This window comes from Sphingomonas sp. UYEF23, assembly GCF_040546165.1.
GTDB lineage: Bacteria > Pseudomonadota > Alphaproteobacteria > Sphingomonadales > Sphingomonadaceae > Sphingomonas > Sphingomonas glacialis.
Genome location: NZ_JBEPNG010000008.1, coordinates 56,035 through 72,412, shown reverse-complemented (window position 1 = coordinate 72,412; position 16,378 = coordinate 56,035). Strand labels below are relative to the sequence as shown.

Annotated in this window: 14 protein-coding genes; 7 read left to right on the top strand and 7 right to left on the bottom strand. The window is 67.6% G+C overall.

Features of this window, described 5'->3' with window-relative positions:
- Window positions 1–145: 145 nt before the first annotated feature.
- Window positions 146–2,494: a TonB-dependent receptor gene (locus ABIB28_RS14615; protein ID WP_354288847.1), complete on the bottom strand. Its 2,349-nt coding sequence runs from the start codon at window positions 2,492–2,494 to the stop codon at window positions 146–148.
- A gap of 343 nt (window positions 2,495–2,837) precedes the next feature.
- On the opposite strand from ABIB28_RS14615, the gene ABIB28_RS14610 reads away from it, so the two are divergent.
- The 3 genes from ABIB28_RS14610 (at window position 2,838) to lexA (ending at window position 4,220) form a co-directional block, all read left to right on the top strand.
- Window positions 2,838–3,173 (top strand): BLUF domain-containing protein, encoded by a 336-nt coding sequence (locus tag ABIB28_RS14610; protein ID WP_354288846.1) that lies wholly within the window; start codon window positions 2,838–2,840, stop codon window positions 3,171–3,173.
- Entirely contained in the window at window positions 3,170–3,484 is a 315-nt protein-coding gene (locus ABIB28_RS14605; RefSeq protein ID WP_354288845.1) for a hypothetical protein, read from the top strand. The genes ABIB28_RS14610 and ABIB28_RS14605 overlap by 4 nt, the downstream gene beginning before the upstream one ends.
- A gap of 70 nt (window positions 3,485–3,554) precedes the next feature.
- A complete protein-coding gene (gene lexA, locus ABIB28_RS14600) occupies window positions 3,555–4,220 on the top strand; it encodes a transcriptional repressor LexA (protein WP_133187207.1) in 666 nt (221 codons plus the stop codon).
- Window positions 4,221–4,280: 60 nt separating this feature from the next.
- Here the strand turns inward: lexA and ABIB28_RS14595 are convergent, their stop codons facing one another.
- Window positions 4,281–4,493 carry a DUF4287 domain-containing protein gene (locus tag ABIB28_RS14595; RefSeq protein WP_133187205.1) on the bottom strand — a complete coding sequence of 71 codons (213 nt, stop codon included), beginning with the start codon at window positions 4,491–4,493 and terminating at the stop codon, window positions 4,281–4,283.
- Between the two features lie 77 nt (window positions 4,494–4,570).
- Window positions 4,571–6,838 (bottom strand): ComEC/Rec2 family competence protein, encoded by a 2,268-nt coding sequence (locus tag ABIB28_RS14590; protein ID WP_354288844.1) that lies wholly within the window; start codon window positions 6,836–6,838, stop codon window positions 4,571–4,573.
- A 28-nt stretch (window positions 6,839–6,866) separates the two neighbouring features.
- On the opposite strand from ABIB28_RS14590, the gene gltX reads away from it, so the two are divergent.
- Genes gltX through ABIB28_RS14575 form a run of 3 tightly spaced genes read left to right on the top strand, consistent with a single transcriptional unit; the run spans window position 6,867 to window position 9,817 of the window.
- The gene (gltX, locus tag ABIB28_RS14585) at window positions 6,867–8,321 is read left to right on the top strand and encodes a glutamate--tRNA ligase (protein ID WP_354288842.1); all 1,455 of its coding nucleotides are present in this window, start codon (window positions 6,867–6,869) and stop codon (window positions 8,319–8,321) included.
- A gap of 18 nt (window positions 8,322–8,339) precedes the next feature.
- Window positions 8,340–9,626 carry a citrate synthase gene (locus ABIB28_RS14580; RefSeq protein ID WP_354288841.1) on the top strand — a complete coding sequence of 429 codons (1,287 nt, stop codon included), beginning with the start codon at window positions 8,340–8,342 and terminating at the stop codon, window positions 9,624–9,626.
- A complete protein-coding gene (locus tag ABIB28_RS14575) occupies window positions 9,623–9,817 on the top strand; it encodes a hypothetical protein (RefSeq protein ID WP_354288839.1) in 195 nt (64 codons plus the stop codon). Before ABIB28_RS14580 ends, ABIB28_RS14575 begins: the two co-directional genes overlap by 4 nt.
- Before the next feature lie 118 nt (window positions 9,818–9,935).
- On the opposite strand, the gene ABIB28_RS14570 is transcribed toward ABIB28_RS14575, so the two are convergent.
- The 4 genes from ABIB28_RS14570 to ABIB28_RS14555 are packed head-to-tail and all read right to left on the bottom strand — an operon-like array spanning window position 9,936 to window position 13,968.
- A complete protein-coding gene (locus tag ABIB28_RS14570; protein WP_354288838.1) occupies window positions 9,936–11,321 on the bottom strand; it encodes a sensor histidine kinase in 1,386 nt (461 codons plus the stop codon).
- Window positions 11,318–12,427 (bottom strand): DUF2336 domain-containing protein, encoded by a 1,110-nt coding sequence (locus tag ABIB28_RS14565; RefSeq protein ID WP_354288837.1) that lies wholly within the window; start codon window positions 12,425–12,427, stop codon window positions 11,318–11,320. Before ABIB28_RS14565 ends, ABIB28_RS14570 begins: the two co-directional genes overlap by 4 nt.
- 36 nt (window positions 12,428–12,463) lie before the next feature.
- Window positions 12,464–13,624 (bottom strand): hypothetical protein, encoded by a 1,161-nt coding sequence (locus ABIB28_RS14560; RefSeq protein WP_354288836.1) that lies wholly within the window; start codon window positions 13,622–13,624, stop codon window positions 12,464–12,466.
- Between the two features lie 50 nt (window positions 13,625–13,674).
- Window positions 13,675–13,968: an Hpt domain-containing protein gene (locus ABIB28_RS14555; RefSeq protein WP_354288835.1), complete on the bottom strand. Its 294-nt coding sequence runs from the start codon at window positions 13,966–13,968 to the stop codon at window positions 13,675–13,677.
- A gap of 82 nt (window positions 13,969–14,050) precedes the next feature.
- Here ABIB28_RS14555 and ABIB28_RS14550 point away from each other — a divergent pair, with 82 nt between their 5' ends.
- Window positions 14,051–16,378 (top strand): coiled-coil domain-containing protein, encoded by a 2,328-nt coding sequence (locus tag ABIB28_RS14550; RefSeq protein WP_354288834.1) that lies wholly within the window; start codon window positions 14,051–14,053, stop codon window positions 16,376–16,378.

The following is a 16,378-nucleotide window of genomic DNA, read 5'->3' as shown; positions in this document are numbered from 1 at the left end:
AACCTTCGTCATCCCCGCGAAAGCGGGGATCGCGCAGCCTTGGCCGGATACCAGCAGAAGAAGCGGGATCCTCGCTTTCGCGAGGATGACGGGGATGAGTCCGGATCGTAAGGGCGGGCCGCTACAGCGCCCCGCCCTCACCGCATCAGAACTTGCCGCTAAGCGTCACGCCGATGATCCGCGGGTCGTTGAACACCGCGGCATTATAGTTGTCGAGCACGCCCTTGAGGTTCTTCTCATTGGTCAAGTTGCGCACGAACACCGCCAGCTCATACTTGCTGTCGGGACCGGTATAGCCCGCCTTGAGCCCAGCCTCGAACGTGCCCTCCGACGTATATTCAACCGTCTTGTACGGCACGAAGCTGGTGTAGCCCTGCAACGTTACGTCGCCGCCGACGAACAGCTTGCCGCCATTGCCGAGCGGGAAGTCGTAGCGTGCGTTCGCGTCGAGCTGATACTTCGGCGCGTTGGGGAGCGCGTTGCCGTTGATCTGCGCGAGCGTGGCGGTCGTAACCCCTGCGGCGTTGCGGATCGCGATCGTCGGGTTGAGCACGGTGCAGGTCAGCGCCCCGTTGAGGAAGCACGCCGGGGTGTAGACGCGCGTGTCGTTGATCTCGGTGTGCAGCACGCTGCCGCCGAGACCCAGCGTGAAGTCACGCACCGGGCGCCACGTCAGCTCGGCCTCGCCGCCCCACGCCTGCGCCTGGTTGGCGTTGAACAGCAGGCCGTTGTTGTTGGCGTCGTTGCCGTTGAGCTGGATGTTGTGGACCTTGTAGTAGAAGCCCGTCGCGTTGAAGCGCAGCGTGTTGCCGAACAGGTTCGACTTGAAGCCTGCCTCGTACGACGTGATCGTCTCCGACCCAGCGGTCACGAACGCCGAGCTGAACACCGCGTTGCGGCCCTGGATCGTCGGCCCGCGGAAGCCGTGCGAGACGCGCGCGAACACGTTGACGTCGGGATCGACCGCATAATTGAGGCTCGCTTCCCAGCTCGGCTGCGTGTCGGCGAGGCGGACGTTGGTCGCCGCCGTCGCCGGGAAGGTCGACACGCCCGCTGCGGTGCGCGGCGGGGTGACGAGGCGCGTCTTCTTCTCGTCATAGGTCACGCGCACGCCGCCGGTCAGCGTCAGCTTGGGGAGGATCTGATAGCTCGCCTGGCCGAAGCCCGCATAGGACGTGTTGGTGTTGCGCAGCACGACGAAGTTGTTCGGGTTGGGGTTGGTGCCGAACGAATTGTTGAGCAGGAAGAAGCCGCGCTGGTCGAACTCGGTCGTGTCGCGCGATTCGAAATAGATCCCGCCGATCTGCCACTTGAAGCGGCCCGTGCCGTTGCTCGCGAGGCGAACTTCCTCGCTCAGCTGGTCGAGATCGCGCACGCGGCCCTGGCTCTCGCCGTAGAACTTACCGCCCGCAAAGTTGCTCGCGGCACCACCGTCGGTGTCGCCGCGGCTATAGCCCTTGGTCGTCTCGTATGCGGTGATCGAGGTCAGCGTGACCGCGCCGAAATCGTTCTTCGCGTTGAACGAGCCGCCATAGGTCTTGTACGCCTGACGGTTACCGCCGCCCTCATCGAGCGCGACGCTGGCGCGCGGTGCCGCGCTGACGTCGTTGCTGCCGCGCAGGATCGCGCCGCGGTGGAAGATCGTCGAGGTGCCCGAATAATCACGCGCATGCGCCGAAACCAGGCCGGTGAAGCCGGTCTCGGGCGGGGTCAGCATCAGCTGGACGCGGATGTCCTTCTCTTCGAACCCGCCGAGCTTGTCCTTGCCGCCGACAGTGCCGTCGTCGCTCGGGCCGGTATAGGTGTTGTCGATCCAGTTGTCGCGGCGCTGGTACAGGCCCGACACGCGGAAGCTCAGCACGTCCTTGACGATTGGCCCGCCGACGCCGGCATCGACGCTGACGGTGTTGTAGCTGCCATACGACGCAGTCGCGCGGCCGGTGAACTCGTTGGTCGGGCGGTTGGTGTCGAACTTGATGATGCCGGCGGTGGTGTTGCGGCCGAACAGCGTGCCCTGCGGCCCGCGCAGCACTTCGATCTGGTTGACGTCATAGACCGGGTTCGACTTGAGCACGACATGCTCGAGCACGACCTCGTCCTGGATGATCGACACCGGCTGCGATGCGCCGAGGTAGAAATCGATGTTGCCGAGACCGCGGATGTAGAAGCGCGGGAAGATCTTGCCGGTCGTCGTCTCGGCGTAGAGGCCGGGCACGCGGTTGGCGAGTTCGAGCAGCGTGTCGCTGCCGCCCGAAGTGTAGGTCCGCAGATCGGCACCCGACAGCACGCCGACCGACACGGGCACCTTCTGCAGATTTTCGCTGCGACGCTGCGCGGTGACGACGATGTCGCCGAGGCTGTCGCTCTCTGGCGCGGCCTCGACAGCGGCGACGGGCGCAGCGGCGTCCTGGGCGCTGGCCGAACCGATGCTGGCAATCGCGCCGAACGCGGTGCCGAGCAGAAGGAGCGCCTTGGCGGCGTGTGACTTGGACATGATGTTCCCCCAATAGATGAAATAGGCTGCCCACACCGTTCGCCGCAGCGGACTTGTTGTCCTGCGCGGCGACGCGTCCGCGCTCCTGCGTGGTGCGGTGTGACCCCGACCGCGCGGCTAGGTCGGGATTGTGACGCGATTATGACAGGTGTGCCGCCACGTCTGCTTTGTCGGCTGGCTGTGGCTTTCGAGTTGCACCGGGGCCTGCACGACGCCGACCACGGGACGATCGTCAGCGACAGTGCGCACCTGATTCAGGATACGATACCGATACATGATCCACCGCAACGACAGGCTGCCGACACCCCCCTAGCCCCGGCCCTCACGAGAAGGACACAAGGGCATGCGGCGAATCCTTTATGTCAGCGGGAACACCGTTTCGAGCGTCACGGCCGACCTCGCCGGCATCCTCGAACAATCACGGCATAATACCGCGCTCGACAGGATCACCGGGCTGCGATGGTCGGACGGTCGCAGCTTGCTGCAAGTGCTCGAGCGTTCGCGCGTGAGCGTCATGGCGACGTTCGCCCGCATCCTCGCCGACCCGCGTCATCATGCGCCGATCGTCCTCCAGCACCGCCATATTCGCCCCCACGAATCCGGCGGCTGGACCATGGCGCACCCCACGCCGGCGCCGCGGCCGACGCGGATGACGCCCAGATCGGGCGGCTGCTCGTGAACGCAACCGAAGCGGTGCGCACGCACTTCCACACGCTGATTTCGGCAGGCCATAGCGCCGCGCTCGCGCTCCCGGTCAGCGCGATCGGCACCCCGCCGCCCGCCCCGACGCCCGATTACGGCACCCCGCCGCCGCGGCGCGTCGATCGCCGGATCGGCGCACCCTTCCACAATGTCGGGCTCGCGCTGGCCAGCGCGTTTCGCGGGGGGCTGCAGGGCACCAACATTGACCATGACGCATGTATCGAAAAGCTCCGCGGCATCGCGGGAAGTGCGACCAGCGACTCGCAGGATATCTGCGCCGGACGGTGACAGCATCGCTTGACGGACGATTTTTCGTTCCGTATAGGTTCGTCGTCTGTTCCGACGAAAGGGCCGCGCGATGCTTACCCGCAAGCAGCATGAGTTGATCTGCTTCATCAACGACCGGCTCGACGAGACCGGGGTATCGCCGTCCTTCGAGGAAATGAAGGAAGCGCTCGACCTCAAGTCGAAGTCGGGCGTCCATCGCTTGATCAGCGCGCTCGAGGAACGCCAGTTCATCCGCCGCCTGCCCAACCGCGCGCGGGCGCTCGAAGTGCTCAAGATGCCCGAGCGCGGGATCAAGACCCCGACCAAGGCGGCCCCCGCCGCCGCTTCGCGTGCAGCACCACAGCCTGCCAACGACGTGATCGAAATTCCACTGCACGGCCGGATTGCGGCAGGCGTCCCGATCGAGGCGTTCGAGGGCGCGTCGATGCTCTCGGTTCCCGCGGCGTTGCTCGGCAATGGCGAGCATTATGCGCTCGAGGTGTCGGGCGATTCGATGGTCGAGGCGGGCATTCTCGATGGCGACTATGCGCTGATCAAGCGCCAGGATGTCGCGCGCGACGGCGAGATCGTCGTGGCTTTGATCGAAGAGAGCGAGGCGACGCTCAAATTCTTCCGCCGCGAAGGTGCGATGGTGCGGCTCGATCCGGCCAACCGTGCCTACGATCCGCAGCGTTATGCCCCAGCCCAAGTGCGCGTGCAGGGCAAGCTCGCCGGGCTGTTGCGCCGGTACGACTGAGCCACGGTCGGCGTGATCGACCGTCGCGCTTGATGGTCGCGCGGCGAGCGATCGAGCGGCTCAGTCTTTGTGCTCGGCAAGGGTGTGAGCGACGATCGCGTTGGCATGGCCGTGGCCCATGCCATGCTCGGTTTTCAGCATGGTGACGAGCGCCATGTGTTTTTCCGGCAAACGCTCGCGCACCAGCGCCTGCCACTCTGCGATCGGACGGCCATAGGTCTTCTCGATCGATGGAAAGTACGATGCGGGCCCTTTGATCGGTTGGTCAGCCACGGCGTGCAGGCTCCGAGATGCGGGAACGTCCCGAGGATCTTCCGGTATTTGGGGGAAAGCCGCAAGGCCACCCCGCCCTATCGTTTCCCGTCCGTTACTGCTGCCCCAGCCCTCCCCGACAATCGAGCGCGCCAACGCATCCGGCCAACCCACCGCCGCCGACCAGCGTCGCCCTCCGGCGCCGCGATCCACGGATGCCGGTCGCCCGGATGGCGAACGGTCCGCACCGAATGCGATGCCAAAGCGATCGCAACGCCGCCGGTTTGCGCCAGCGTCTCGCGGTCGAGCCGCAGCCACTGCGGAACGCAATGGCGCGGCAAGCGCCGCTCGCTGATCACGATGTCGGCGCCGGCACACGCCGCGACGAGGTCGAGCGTCGGGACATGATACGCGCTGCGCGTCGCCAGGATGCGCCACTGTCGTCCCGCCACGGTCCGCGTCATCAGGCAGAGGTCGCGGCTGCAGCGCGCCTCGTGCTGCTCGGACATCAATACCGGGAGCGCAGCGATCCCGCCATTCTCGGCAAGCATGTCGGCGGTGTAGTCCCCGGTCCGGTCGCGCAGCAAAGCGACGTCGCCCGCCGAGGTCCGGATCGCGACATGCCGACCGTCTCCGGTAACGATCAGATCGGGCGCCGGGGTCAGCAGCGCCCATGCCAAGCCGATCCCAAGCGGCAGCGCCCCCAGCCGCCGCCAGCGCGTGCGCCACAGGCCGATCCACAATCCGCCTACCACCATCAGCGCGTAAGCGGCGCCCGGCATCGCCGGCAGCGGCGCGACCGAGCCCGGCACCGCCGCAGTTACGTGCGCAATCCACAACAGCAGATCGAGCGAGCGCGCCGTCAGCCACCAGAACGGCAGCCCCGCCCCCACCGTATCGAACAGCAACGCCAGCGCCTCGCACGGCATCGTCACGAACGTCGTCAGCGGGATCGCGACGATATTGGCGACCGCGCCGTAAATCCCGGCTTTGTGGAAGTGGAACAGCGCGATCGGCAGCAAAGCGAGCTCGACGACGATCCCGGTCAGCAGCAGCGACGCCAGTTCCCGCGCGATCCGCGCCAGTCGCGTCTGCTCGCGCGGCCCGAACCACACGCGCAACTGCGGATGCTCGTTGAGCGAGACGATCGCCGCGACCGCCGCGAACGACAGCTGAAAACTTGGTCCGGCGAGCGCCTCGGGATATAGCAACAGCACCACGATCGCCCCCGCCGCGACCAGCCGCAGCGTCAGCGCCTGCCGGCCCAGCGCCAAAGCGACCAGCACGAGCAACGCCGCGACGCACGAGCGGATCGTCGGCACCTCGGCCCCGGTCAGCAGCGTGTAGCCGATCGCCGCGAGCGCCCCCGCGCCCGCCGCGATCAACGGAACGCGCGTCTTCAGCGCGATCCACGGGCTGAGCGCGAGCAAGCGCGCGACCAGCAGCATCACCGCGCCGACCGCCGCGGTGATATGCAGACCGCTCACCGAGAGCAAATGCGCGAGCCCGGATCGGCGCATCGCCTCATTGTCGGCGAGCGGGATCCCGCCTTGATCCCCCGTCGCGAGCGATGCGGCGATGCCCCCCACCCCGCCCCCGCCAGCGCTCGCTTGGATGTGCTGCGACAGCCGCTGCCGCAGGCCGACGCCGCCTGTCCCACCGCCAGCGAGGATCGTGATCGGCGCAAAGCCACGCCCGGTCGCGCCGATCGCGTCGAACCAGGCGGTCCGCGCATAGTCATAGGCGCCGGGCACGCCGGGCGGCGGCGGCGGCATCAGCCGCGCCGAGAGCCGCAGCGTCGCCCCCGGCACCAGTCCCACGGGAACGTCGGCATCGACGAGATTGACGCGAATATGCGCTGGCAACGTCGGCAACGGCCGAACCGGCCCGCGCGTCGCGGGCACCGCCAGCACGTGCAGCGGGGCCAGCCGCAACCGCACCACGTCGCGCGCCGCAAGCGGCTCGATCCGCTCGACTCGTGCAGTGAAGGTTGCGATCGTCGGTTCTGCGAGCACCACGTGCGCCACGCGCTCGGCGCGCCACCAGATCAGACCGAGCCCAATCGCAACCGCAAACCCGCCAACCGCGACGACCCGCGCCGCACGCCCATGCCGCGTCAGCGCGACCCCGGCGAGCGCCACCGCGATCGCGACCAGACCAGCCGCTTCCCATGCCGCCGGATCGGGCAGCACGAACCACAGCGCGATCCCCGCGCCGAGCGCCACCGGCAACCACAGCGGCAATTGATCGCGCTCGGCCTCGAGCCAGCTCTCGAGTCGATCGCCGACGCCAAACCACCCCCGCGGCACGCCGATTTGAAGCGCAGGAAGGTGCGTGCTAGAGGCGCTCAAGGCTGATCCGGCCATCCAATCTCTAGTCTGGGAGCATGCGCGATTGAGCGCAATATCTGACCCCGCCGCGGCCCCCGCCGCCGGCGCATCCGACATCAAGGTCGTCACGCGGTTCGCGCCGTCGCCGACCGGTTTCCTGCACATTGGCGGGGCGCGCACCGCCTTGTTCAACTGGCTGTACGCGCGGCATCACGGCGGCGAGTTCCTGTTGCGGATCGAGGATACCGATCGCGCGCGCTCGACCCAGCCGGCGATCGACGCGATCCTCACCTCGCTGCGCTGGCTCGAGCTCGATTGGGACGGCACCGAAGTCTATCAATCGCAGCGCGCCGACCGCCACGCGCAGGTTGCGCACACGATGGTCGAGCATGGCCATGCCTATCGCTGCTATCTGACGCAGGACGAACTCGCCGCGATGCGCGCCGAGGCCGATGCCGCGAAGAAGCCGCTGCGCGTGCGCAGCCCGTATCGCGACGCCGACACCAGCGCCGAGACCCGCCCGTTCGTCGTCCGGCTCAAGGCCCCGCTCGATGGCGCGACGACGATCGAGGACAAGGTCCAGGGATCGGTCACCGTGCAGAATGCCGAGCTCGACGATCTCGTCCTGCTCCGCTCGGACGGCACGCCGACCTATATGCTCGCGGTGGTGGTCGACGATCACGACATGGGCGTGACGCACGTGATTCGCGGCGACGATCATCTCAACAACGCCTTCCGCCAATTGCCCATCATCCGCGCGATGCAGGCGATCGAGGGTGGCTGGCCCGACCCGGTCTATGCGCACATCCCGCTGATCCACGGCTCGGACGGCGCCAAGCTGTCGAAGCGCCACGGCGCGGTCGGCGTCGAATATTATCGCGATGAATTGGGCGTGCTGCCCGAGGCGCTCGATAACTATCTGCTGCGTCTCGGTTGGGGGCATGGCGATGACGAACTCATCAGCCGCGACCAGGCAATCGAATGGTTCGATCTCGACGGCGTCGGCAAATCACCATCGCGGTTCGATCTCAAGAAGCTCGAGAACCTAAACGGTCAATATATCCGCCAGGCGGATGATGCGCGCCTTGCCGCGCTCATCACGCCGCAGCTCGGCTTCGAACCGACGGACGCTCAGGCAGACATACTTCGTCGCAGTATGGCATCGCTCAAGCCGCGCGCCGCCAACCTCAACGAGCTGGCCGCGGGAACAGCGTTCCTTTTCCACGTCCGACCGGTGGAAATGCACGCCGAAGCGACCGCGCTGTTAAGCCCAGATGCACGCGCTTTACTCGCCCGACTGCACGTCGCGCTTGACGCGACCGAAAGCTGGGATACGGAGACGCTCGAAGCTGCGGTCCGGCAGGTCGCCGAGGATGCAGGGGTCAAGTTGGGTCAAGTCGCGCAGCCGCTGCGCGCCGCACTGACCGGACGCAAGACCTCGCCCGGAATCTTCGACGTGCTCGATCTGCTCGGGCGCGACGAGAGCCTGGGGCGTATCGCCGACCAGATGGCCGCTTAAGATTTCGAAAGGACCACGATGACTGACTCCGTCAAGCTGAACGCCGCAGGCAAGGACCTCGATCTCAAGGTCCTGTCGGGCAGCGTCGGTCCCGATGTGATCGATATCCGCAAGCTCTATGCGCAAACGGGCATGTTCACCTACGACCCGGGCTTCACGTCGACCGCATCGTGCGACTCGGCGATCACTTACATCGATGGCGACGAGGGCGTGCTGCTCCACCGCGGCTATCCGATCGGCCAGCTCGCCGAGAAGTCGAACTTCATGGAGGTCTGCCATCTCCTCCTGAACGGCGAGCTGCCGACTAAGGACGAGCTCGACAAATTCAGCTACACGATCAGCCGCCACACGATGCTCCACGAGCAGCTCGCGACCTTCTATCGCGGCTTCCGTCGCGACGCGCATCCGATGGCGATCATGTGCGGCGTCGTCGGCGCGCTCTCGGCCTTCTACCAGGATTCGGCCGACATCACCGATCCGCAGCAGCGCATGATCGCGAGCCATCGCCTCATCGCCAAGATGCCGACGATCGCCGCGATGGCGTACAAATATTCGATCGGCCAGCCGTTCATGTCGCCGAAGAACAATCTCAGCTACACCGGCAACTTCCTGCAGATGACCTTCGGCGTTCCGGCCGAAGAGTATGTCGTGAACCCCGTCGTCGAAAAGGCGATGGACCGCATCTTCATCCTCCATGCCGATCACGAGCAGAACGCGTCGACCTCGACCGTCCGGCTTGCCGGCTCGTCGGGCGCCAATCCGTTCGCGTGCATCGCGGCCGGCATCGCTTGCCTGTGGGGCCCGGCGCATGGCGGCGCCAATGAAGCCGCGCTCAACATGCTGCGCGAGATCGGCACCGTCGACCGCATCCCCGAGTATATCGCGCGCGCCAAGGACAAGAACGATCCGTTCCGCCTGATGGGCTTCGGTCACCGCGTCTATAAGAACTACGATCCGCGCGCGACCGTGATGCAGCAGACCGTTCGCGAAGTGCTCGGCGAGCTCGGCGTGACCGATCCGGTGTTCGACGTCGCGATCGCGCTCGAGGAAATGGCGCTGAGCGATCCATACTTCATCGAGAAGAAGCTGTTCCCGAACGTCGATTTCTACTCGGGCGTGATCCTCTCGGCGATCGGCTTCCCGACGACGATGTTCACGGCCTTGTTCGCGCTCGCCCGCACCGTCGGCTGGGTCGCGCAGTGGAACGAGATGATCTCGGATCCCGAGCAGAAGATCGGCCGTCCGCGCCAGCTCTACACGGGTCCAACGCAGCGCGACTTCGTGCCGCTGGCTGACCGCACGTGAGCGCAGTCAAGGCGCTCGCCCTGGTGGCGGGCGTCTTGATCCTTGCGTTCGGCCTGCTGTTCGCAGGCCAGGGGGCCGGGCTGATCATGTGGCCGGCCTCGAGCTTCATGCTCAAACAGGGCAGCTGGGTGCTGTATGGCGCGATTGTCGCGCTCGCGGGCGCTGGTTTGATCTGGTGGGCGCGCCGCTGAGGCGCCTCCCCTATCGTCACCCCGGCCTCGTGCCGAGGCCCACTCGGATACGCGTACTGCCCGCGGAGAACGCGCGGCACGGTAGACCCCGGCACAAGGCCGGAGTGGCGTTTCCGCGCTACGCCGCCGGCAGCGTAAACACGAAGCGCGCACCCTGCCCCGGCGCCGAATCGACCGTGACATCGCCCCCCATCGCCCGCGCCAGCCGCCGCGCGATATAGAGGCCGAGCCCGCTGCCCCCGGCTTCGCGCGGATCGACGCGCTCGAACTTCTCGAAAATGCGCGCCTGGTCGTCGAGCGCGATACCCTTGCCCTGGTCGGCAACGATCACCGCGGCGATGCCACCCTCACGCTCGGCGCGGACCCACACCATCCCGTCGGTCGGCGAATAGCGCACCGCATTGCCGATCAGATTGACGAGAATTTGGAGCGCACGGCGGAATTCACCCGTCGCCGCAAGCGTCTCGCCAAACCCGGGCCGATCGATTCGCACACGTGCCTCGCTCGCGCGGACTTGCAGCAAGCCAGCGGCCCGACGCGCAACGTCGGCCAGATCGACAAACTCGTGCAGCACCGCGAAATCGGGTCGCTCGATCGCCTGGAGATCGACCAGATCGTCGACGAGCCCGCGCAGATGCCGCCCCGCACTCGCGATGTCGGCCGCGTAATCGGCATAATCCTGGCGCAGCGGCCCTTCGGACTGGTCGTGAATGCTGTCGGCATTGGCAATGATCCGGTCGAGCGGCAGCCGCAGCGCTTGATCAAGCCGCTCGGCAAACGCGCTGATCGTCGCGTCGGTGCTAGGCGCAGGTTCTGCCACCGGCGCATCGTCGAGCATCTCGACCGCGCCGACGAACCCGGCAAATGCTCCGCTCGCGTCGGTCCGCGGCGTCGCCGACAAGCGCACCGCGCGTGCCGAATCGCGGATTCGCGCGGGTTGATCGTCGAAGCGCTGCTGCAAGGCGAGCCCGCCAAGGATCGGGAACGCACCGCCATCGCTCTCGCCGAGAATGAACAGCCGCGTCAGCGGCTGGCCAAGCATCGCGGCCGCATCGAAGCCGTAGCGGGGCCCAGCGGTGATCGACAGGAAGGTCAGCCGCAGCGCGCTGTCGGTTTCCCACAACCAGTCGGCTTCGCTGCGCAGGAAGTCGCTGGCGCGGTCATTGGCGATGTCGCCGGGGTACCACGGCGCGCGCACACGCCAGCCGGTGATCGTCAGCCGCACGCCGTCGGGCGCCTTGCTCGGCCCGGTCTCGGGCTGTGCGCGCACCCAGAGTTCGAGGTCTTCGTCGCCGTCCGCCGCGACAACCCCGCGCGAGACGAGGATGCCGAGCCGCTGCGCCAGATGCACGAGCGTCGCGATCTGCGGCACTGCGAGCGGAAGCCCGATCGCCCCGCCCGCGCGTGCGTTCAGATCGTACAGCCGCTGGTCGGCCTCGACCAGCCGCCCATCGCGGTCGATCAGCCCGCGCACCGGCGGCAGCATCGGTTCGTTCACGTTCATCGTCCGCGCCCTAGCGCAACCAGCGCAGCGCGGTAATCGCGGTGGAGCAACAGCGGCGCGAGCGCCTGCCGCGCGAGCACCGGATCGATCGCGGCGATGGCATCGAGTCCATCGGCGAAGCGATCGATATCGCGCGCCGGATCGGCCTCGCTCAACGCCAGCCCGATTCGCGCAATCGATTGGCGGTCGAGCTCGAGCGCGCGCAGCAACAGCCACAAGCGGTCGGCGCCCGGATCGAGCACGATCTCGCGCGCGTCGTCGTAATCGATCCCCATCGCATGCGCGAGCAAGGCGATGAACAAGGCGAGCCGGCGGTCGGCGAGCGCTTCGACCAGCAGCCCGGCGAATTCGTCCGCCTGCGGATCGAGCGCCGCGGCAAGCCGCAGCGCGACCGCTTCGAGCCGCTCGCCCTCGTCATGCGCGGCGATGCTGCGCAACGCAGCCTCGGACAGCGCACGATCGAGCTGCGCCAGGGCATCGGGCGCGCCATCTCCAAAGCGTTCGCGCAGTACCGCCGCGACCCACCAGACCAAGCGGTGATGCAATTCCGCAGGCAATTCGGTCGACAAGGGCTGGCCGGGCGGCAGCGGGATGCGCCGCCGGCTTTCCGCCGAGAGCAACGCCATCGCGCCCGCCGCGACGACGCCATCGGCCGCGCCGACGAGTCGCGGCAACAAGCTTGCACGATCGGGATCCTCGGGCGCTTCGCTCGGCAAAGCGTCGGCGAGCAGATCCTGCCGCACACGCCCGAACAGTTCGCGCATCAGATCGGGATCGCGCATCAGCCCCGAGCCGATCAAGCGATCGCGTGTCGCAGGCGATTGGCGACCGAGCGCATCGGCCAGGTGCGGCACCGCGCGCGCCGCGAGCAATCGCGCGGCATGGCCCCGCAGCGCGGCTTCCACGCCGAGCGCAAGATCATCGAGCACGCGCCCCATCGCCAGGCGAGTCCGGTCGTCGAGCCGGGCATGATCGGAAAGATAGAAATCGTCGATCGCGCCGCGCAGCCGCGAATCGGCACGGCCATCCGCCGCCGCTGCCCGGGCAAGCAGCGTCATGGCACCCGCTTGGGCGCCGTCATCGATGTCGCGACGTTCGATCGACATGCGTCAAGCATCTAGGGGGTTGTCGTTAAAGCCAAGCTAAGGCTTTTGACGAAACCCCTCAATGGCAGCGGCAAGCGTCCCGGCCGCATAAAGCCCCGCCGCGGCCAGCGCGAGCAGCGGTTGGCCAAGCAGCAACACGACGAACAGCACCGCGGGATAGGCCGCAGGGCTCGCCCACCAGCGCCGCTGCAACGCCGGATCGGCAGCCCGCTCGAGCAACGCCGCCGCAATCACCAACGCGACCGCGAGAATCGGTCCGGCCGGTCGCGCGGCGCCATAGCCGACCAGCAGCGCCGCAAGTGCAGCCATGCCCGGCTTGGCATGGTCGGCGAAGTGCGCGAGCCCGCTCTCGTCGCGCACCCACGCGATCGCCGAAGCTACCGTCGCGATCACGATCGCGAGGCAGGTGATGCCCATGCCGATCGCCGGATGCCCCGAAAGGATCGTGAAGAACCCGCCAATCGCCGCAGCGCCGCTCGCGGCGATCAGCCCGAGCGTCGGCACGGTGCGCGCCATCAGCGGCGGGAGCGCGAATCGGACGAGCGGCGCGAGCAGATAGCGGTCGGCCCAGCGCAACGGCTTGGCGACGAGCGCGGCGACCATCCCGTTGCCGCGCCGCGCCAGCGCCTGTGCGCTCCGCTCGATGCTGTGGTTGACCGCCATATGCGAATCGAGATGGACATGATCGGCACCGCCCTGCGCCGCGACGCGCAACAGCGTCGACTGGAAATCATAGTCGCGTGGCAGGGCGGCCACCTCGGCGACGCGCTTGCCGTCGAGCAACGCCAGCCCCGCCCAAGCGGTGTCCGCGCCGACGCGTTCGTAATGCGGATCGCCTTCGTCGGTGACGAGCAGGGTATCGTGCGGCATCAGCGCGATCGCCTGGACGACGTCGCCCGTCGTCACCACGCCGTCCGCAACGACCAAAACGCGCGCGAGCGGATGGAGCTTCTCGACCGCCTCGGCCGCGGTGCGCACCGCATCGACCGAGACGCCGCGGCGCCCGATCCGGCTGATCGCACCAAGCAATTCGGGAGTCATGCGCGCAACGATCAGGATGATCTGCGTGGCGCCAGCCGCCGCGAGCAAGCGCGCCTGGAACTCGATCAGCGTCAATCCGCCGAACGGCAGCGTCGCGGCGAGCACACCCATCCGGTCATCGGCATCTTCGGTCGCAAAAATCAGTCCTGCCAGCATCGCAGGGCTGTTAAGGCCTTAGCGCGATTAAGGCAAAGCCCGAGAAATGCTTAGAGGCGCTCGACCGCGCGCCGCAGCCGGCGCAGCAGCGCCGCATCGTGCGCTTCCGCCTCGGCCGCCTCGGTCGCTATCGCCATCAGCCGCACCGCACCGAAACTTGCTGCAAGGCCGCGCAGCCGGAACGCAGCCTCGCGCCACGCCACGTCGCCGCGCGCGGCTTCGAGCACGTCGAGTCCGTGCTGAACGCTGTCGAGAAAGGCTGCGCGCAACTCGGCGATCAGCGCGGGCTCGTCGCCCACGGCTGCCGCCAACGTCGCATCGATTGCACCGGGATCATAGGCCATGCGCCCCGCATACCGAACGACCGGTTAAGCCAAGGTTTCGCTATTCGCTTTGCGCGCGGCATAATCGTGGTAAACGTCGGGGATGAACGGGGGTTCGCGGATCATCGACTTGCGGCCAAACGGCGCCGCGCTCTCGGCCGAAGCGCGCGACGGCGTCGCTGCGGCCGAACCCCTGGCACGCCCCTATGAGGAACCGATCGAGCTGACCCACGTAATTGATGACGTGATCGAAGACACGATCGTAGACGAGTCCGGGCGCCGTCCGTTTCCTTGGCCCGCTTTGCTCGGCACCGCTGCGTCGGTCGGCTGGGTCGGCGGCATGGTCGCCTTGTCGTGGACGAGCTTGCCCACGCTGACGCCCCCGGCGCTTGCCAGCTTCGTCGCCAGCCTGTGCGTGCCGCCCGCCTTGATCGGGATCGTCTTCCAGCTCGCGATGCGCTCGAGCCGCGCCGAGGCAAAGCGCTTCGGCATGACCGCACGCGCGATGCACGCCGAGGCCGCAAGCCTCGAGCGGACTGTCGCGGTGCTCGGCCGCAGCATCGACACCCACCGCGCCAACCTCGCCGAGCAAATTACCGCGCTGTTGGCGCTCGGCGATGGTGCCGCCGCGCGGCTCGCGAGCGTCGGCTCGGGGCTCGCCGCGCAAGTCGCGCACGCCGATGCGCATGCCGCAACGCTCGCGACCGCCGCCGACCAGGCGCATACGCGGCTCGAAGTGCTGCTCGCGCTCCTGCCGCGCGCGCATGGCGAGACCGATGCGCTCGCGCATTTGCTCAAGACTACCGGCGTCACCGCGAGCGAACATGCAGCGGCGCTCGACGCGCAGCTCACCGCGCTCGCCGAGCGCGGGCGCGAGGCCGATGCCGTCGCGAACGGCGCCGCGCAAAAGCTCGCGGCGCATATCACCCGGATGGAGGCCACAAGCGAGACCGCGGGCGCGCGGCTCGAACAGGTCACCGGCGACATGTCGCATGCGGTCGACGCGCTGCTTGGCCGCACCGCCGACGCGGTCGACGAAGCGCGCAAGGGCATTGCCGCCCAAGGCGACGCGATGCTCGCGATGCTCGGTACGAATCAGGCGGCGCTCGATCGCGCGGCGCATGACAGCGCCGAGGGTCTTGCCGCGCGCATTATCGACATCGAGCATTTGATCGAACAAGTCGTCGCGCGGCTCGGCGAGCAGCGCGAGCTCAGCCACGGGATCGTGCGCGATATCGATCAGGGCATTGCGCATGTCAGCACGCAGTTCGACCAGCTCAACACGCAAGGCGTCGTCCGCGCGCAAGCGCTGGCAGCCTCGATCAGCGCGCTCGGCGGATCGGCCGATGCGATGACCGAAGCGCTCCGGAGCGGCGACACGATGGCGACCAACGCCATTGCGACGACCGAGCGCTTGCTGCTCGCGCTCGATGCCGCCGCGCGCGAGATCGACGAGACGCTACCCGACGCGCTGACCCGGCTCGACGCGCGCACTGCCGAGAGCCGGCGGATCGTCGCGTTGGCCAAGCCCGAACTGCTGGCGCTCGTCACCGCTGCCGAAAGCACGCACGACGCGATCGAGGCGATCGCCCACGTCATCGCCACGCAGCGCGACACCGTCGAGAAGCTGGCGGGGACGCTGCTCGACACGCTCAGCGACGGCAAGCTTCGCGCCGATGCGCTCGGCCAGATGGTCGACGACACGATCGATCGCACGCACCGCTTCGCCGAAGAGGCCGCGCCGCGACTGGTCGAGGCGCTGTTGCGCGTGCGCGATTCCGCCAGCGCCGCTGCCGACCGCGCGCGCGATACGCTCGCTAATGTCATCCCCGCAGCAGCGGCTGCGCTCGAGGAACAAAGCACCGCGGCGATGGAACGCGCGACCGCCAGCGCGCTCGATCGCAAGATCGCCAGCATCGGCGACGCGGCCAACGTCGCAGCCGACGCCGCCGAACGCGTCGCCGAGCGCCTGACGCACCAGATGGCGGCGATCGCCGCATCGACCGCCATCGTCGAGACGCGGTTGGTCGAGGCGCGGCAGGAGCGCGACAAGGCCGATCAGGATACGCTGACGCGCCGCGTCTCGTTGCTGATCGAATCGCTCAACTCGGCCTCGATCGACATCGCCAAGGCGTTCTCGACCGACGTCTCGGACAGCGCCTGGTCAGCCTATCTCAAGGGCGATCGCGGCGTCTTCACGCGTCGCGCGGTGCGGCTGATCGATGCCGGCGAAGCGCGCGAGATCGCACGCCTGCACGACGAGGACCCGGCCTTCCGCGATCAGGTCAATCGCTACATCCACGATTTCGAAGCGATGCTGCGCGCAATCCTGTCGCAGCGCGACGGCTCGCCGCTCGGCGTGACCCTGCTGTCGTCGGACATGGGCAAATTGTATGTGGCGCTGGCGCAGGCAATCGAACGCCTGCGCTGA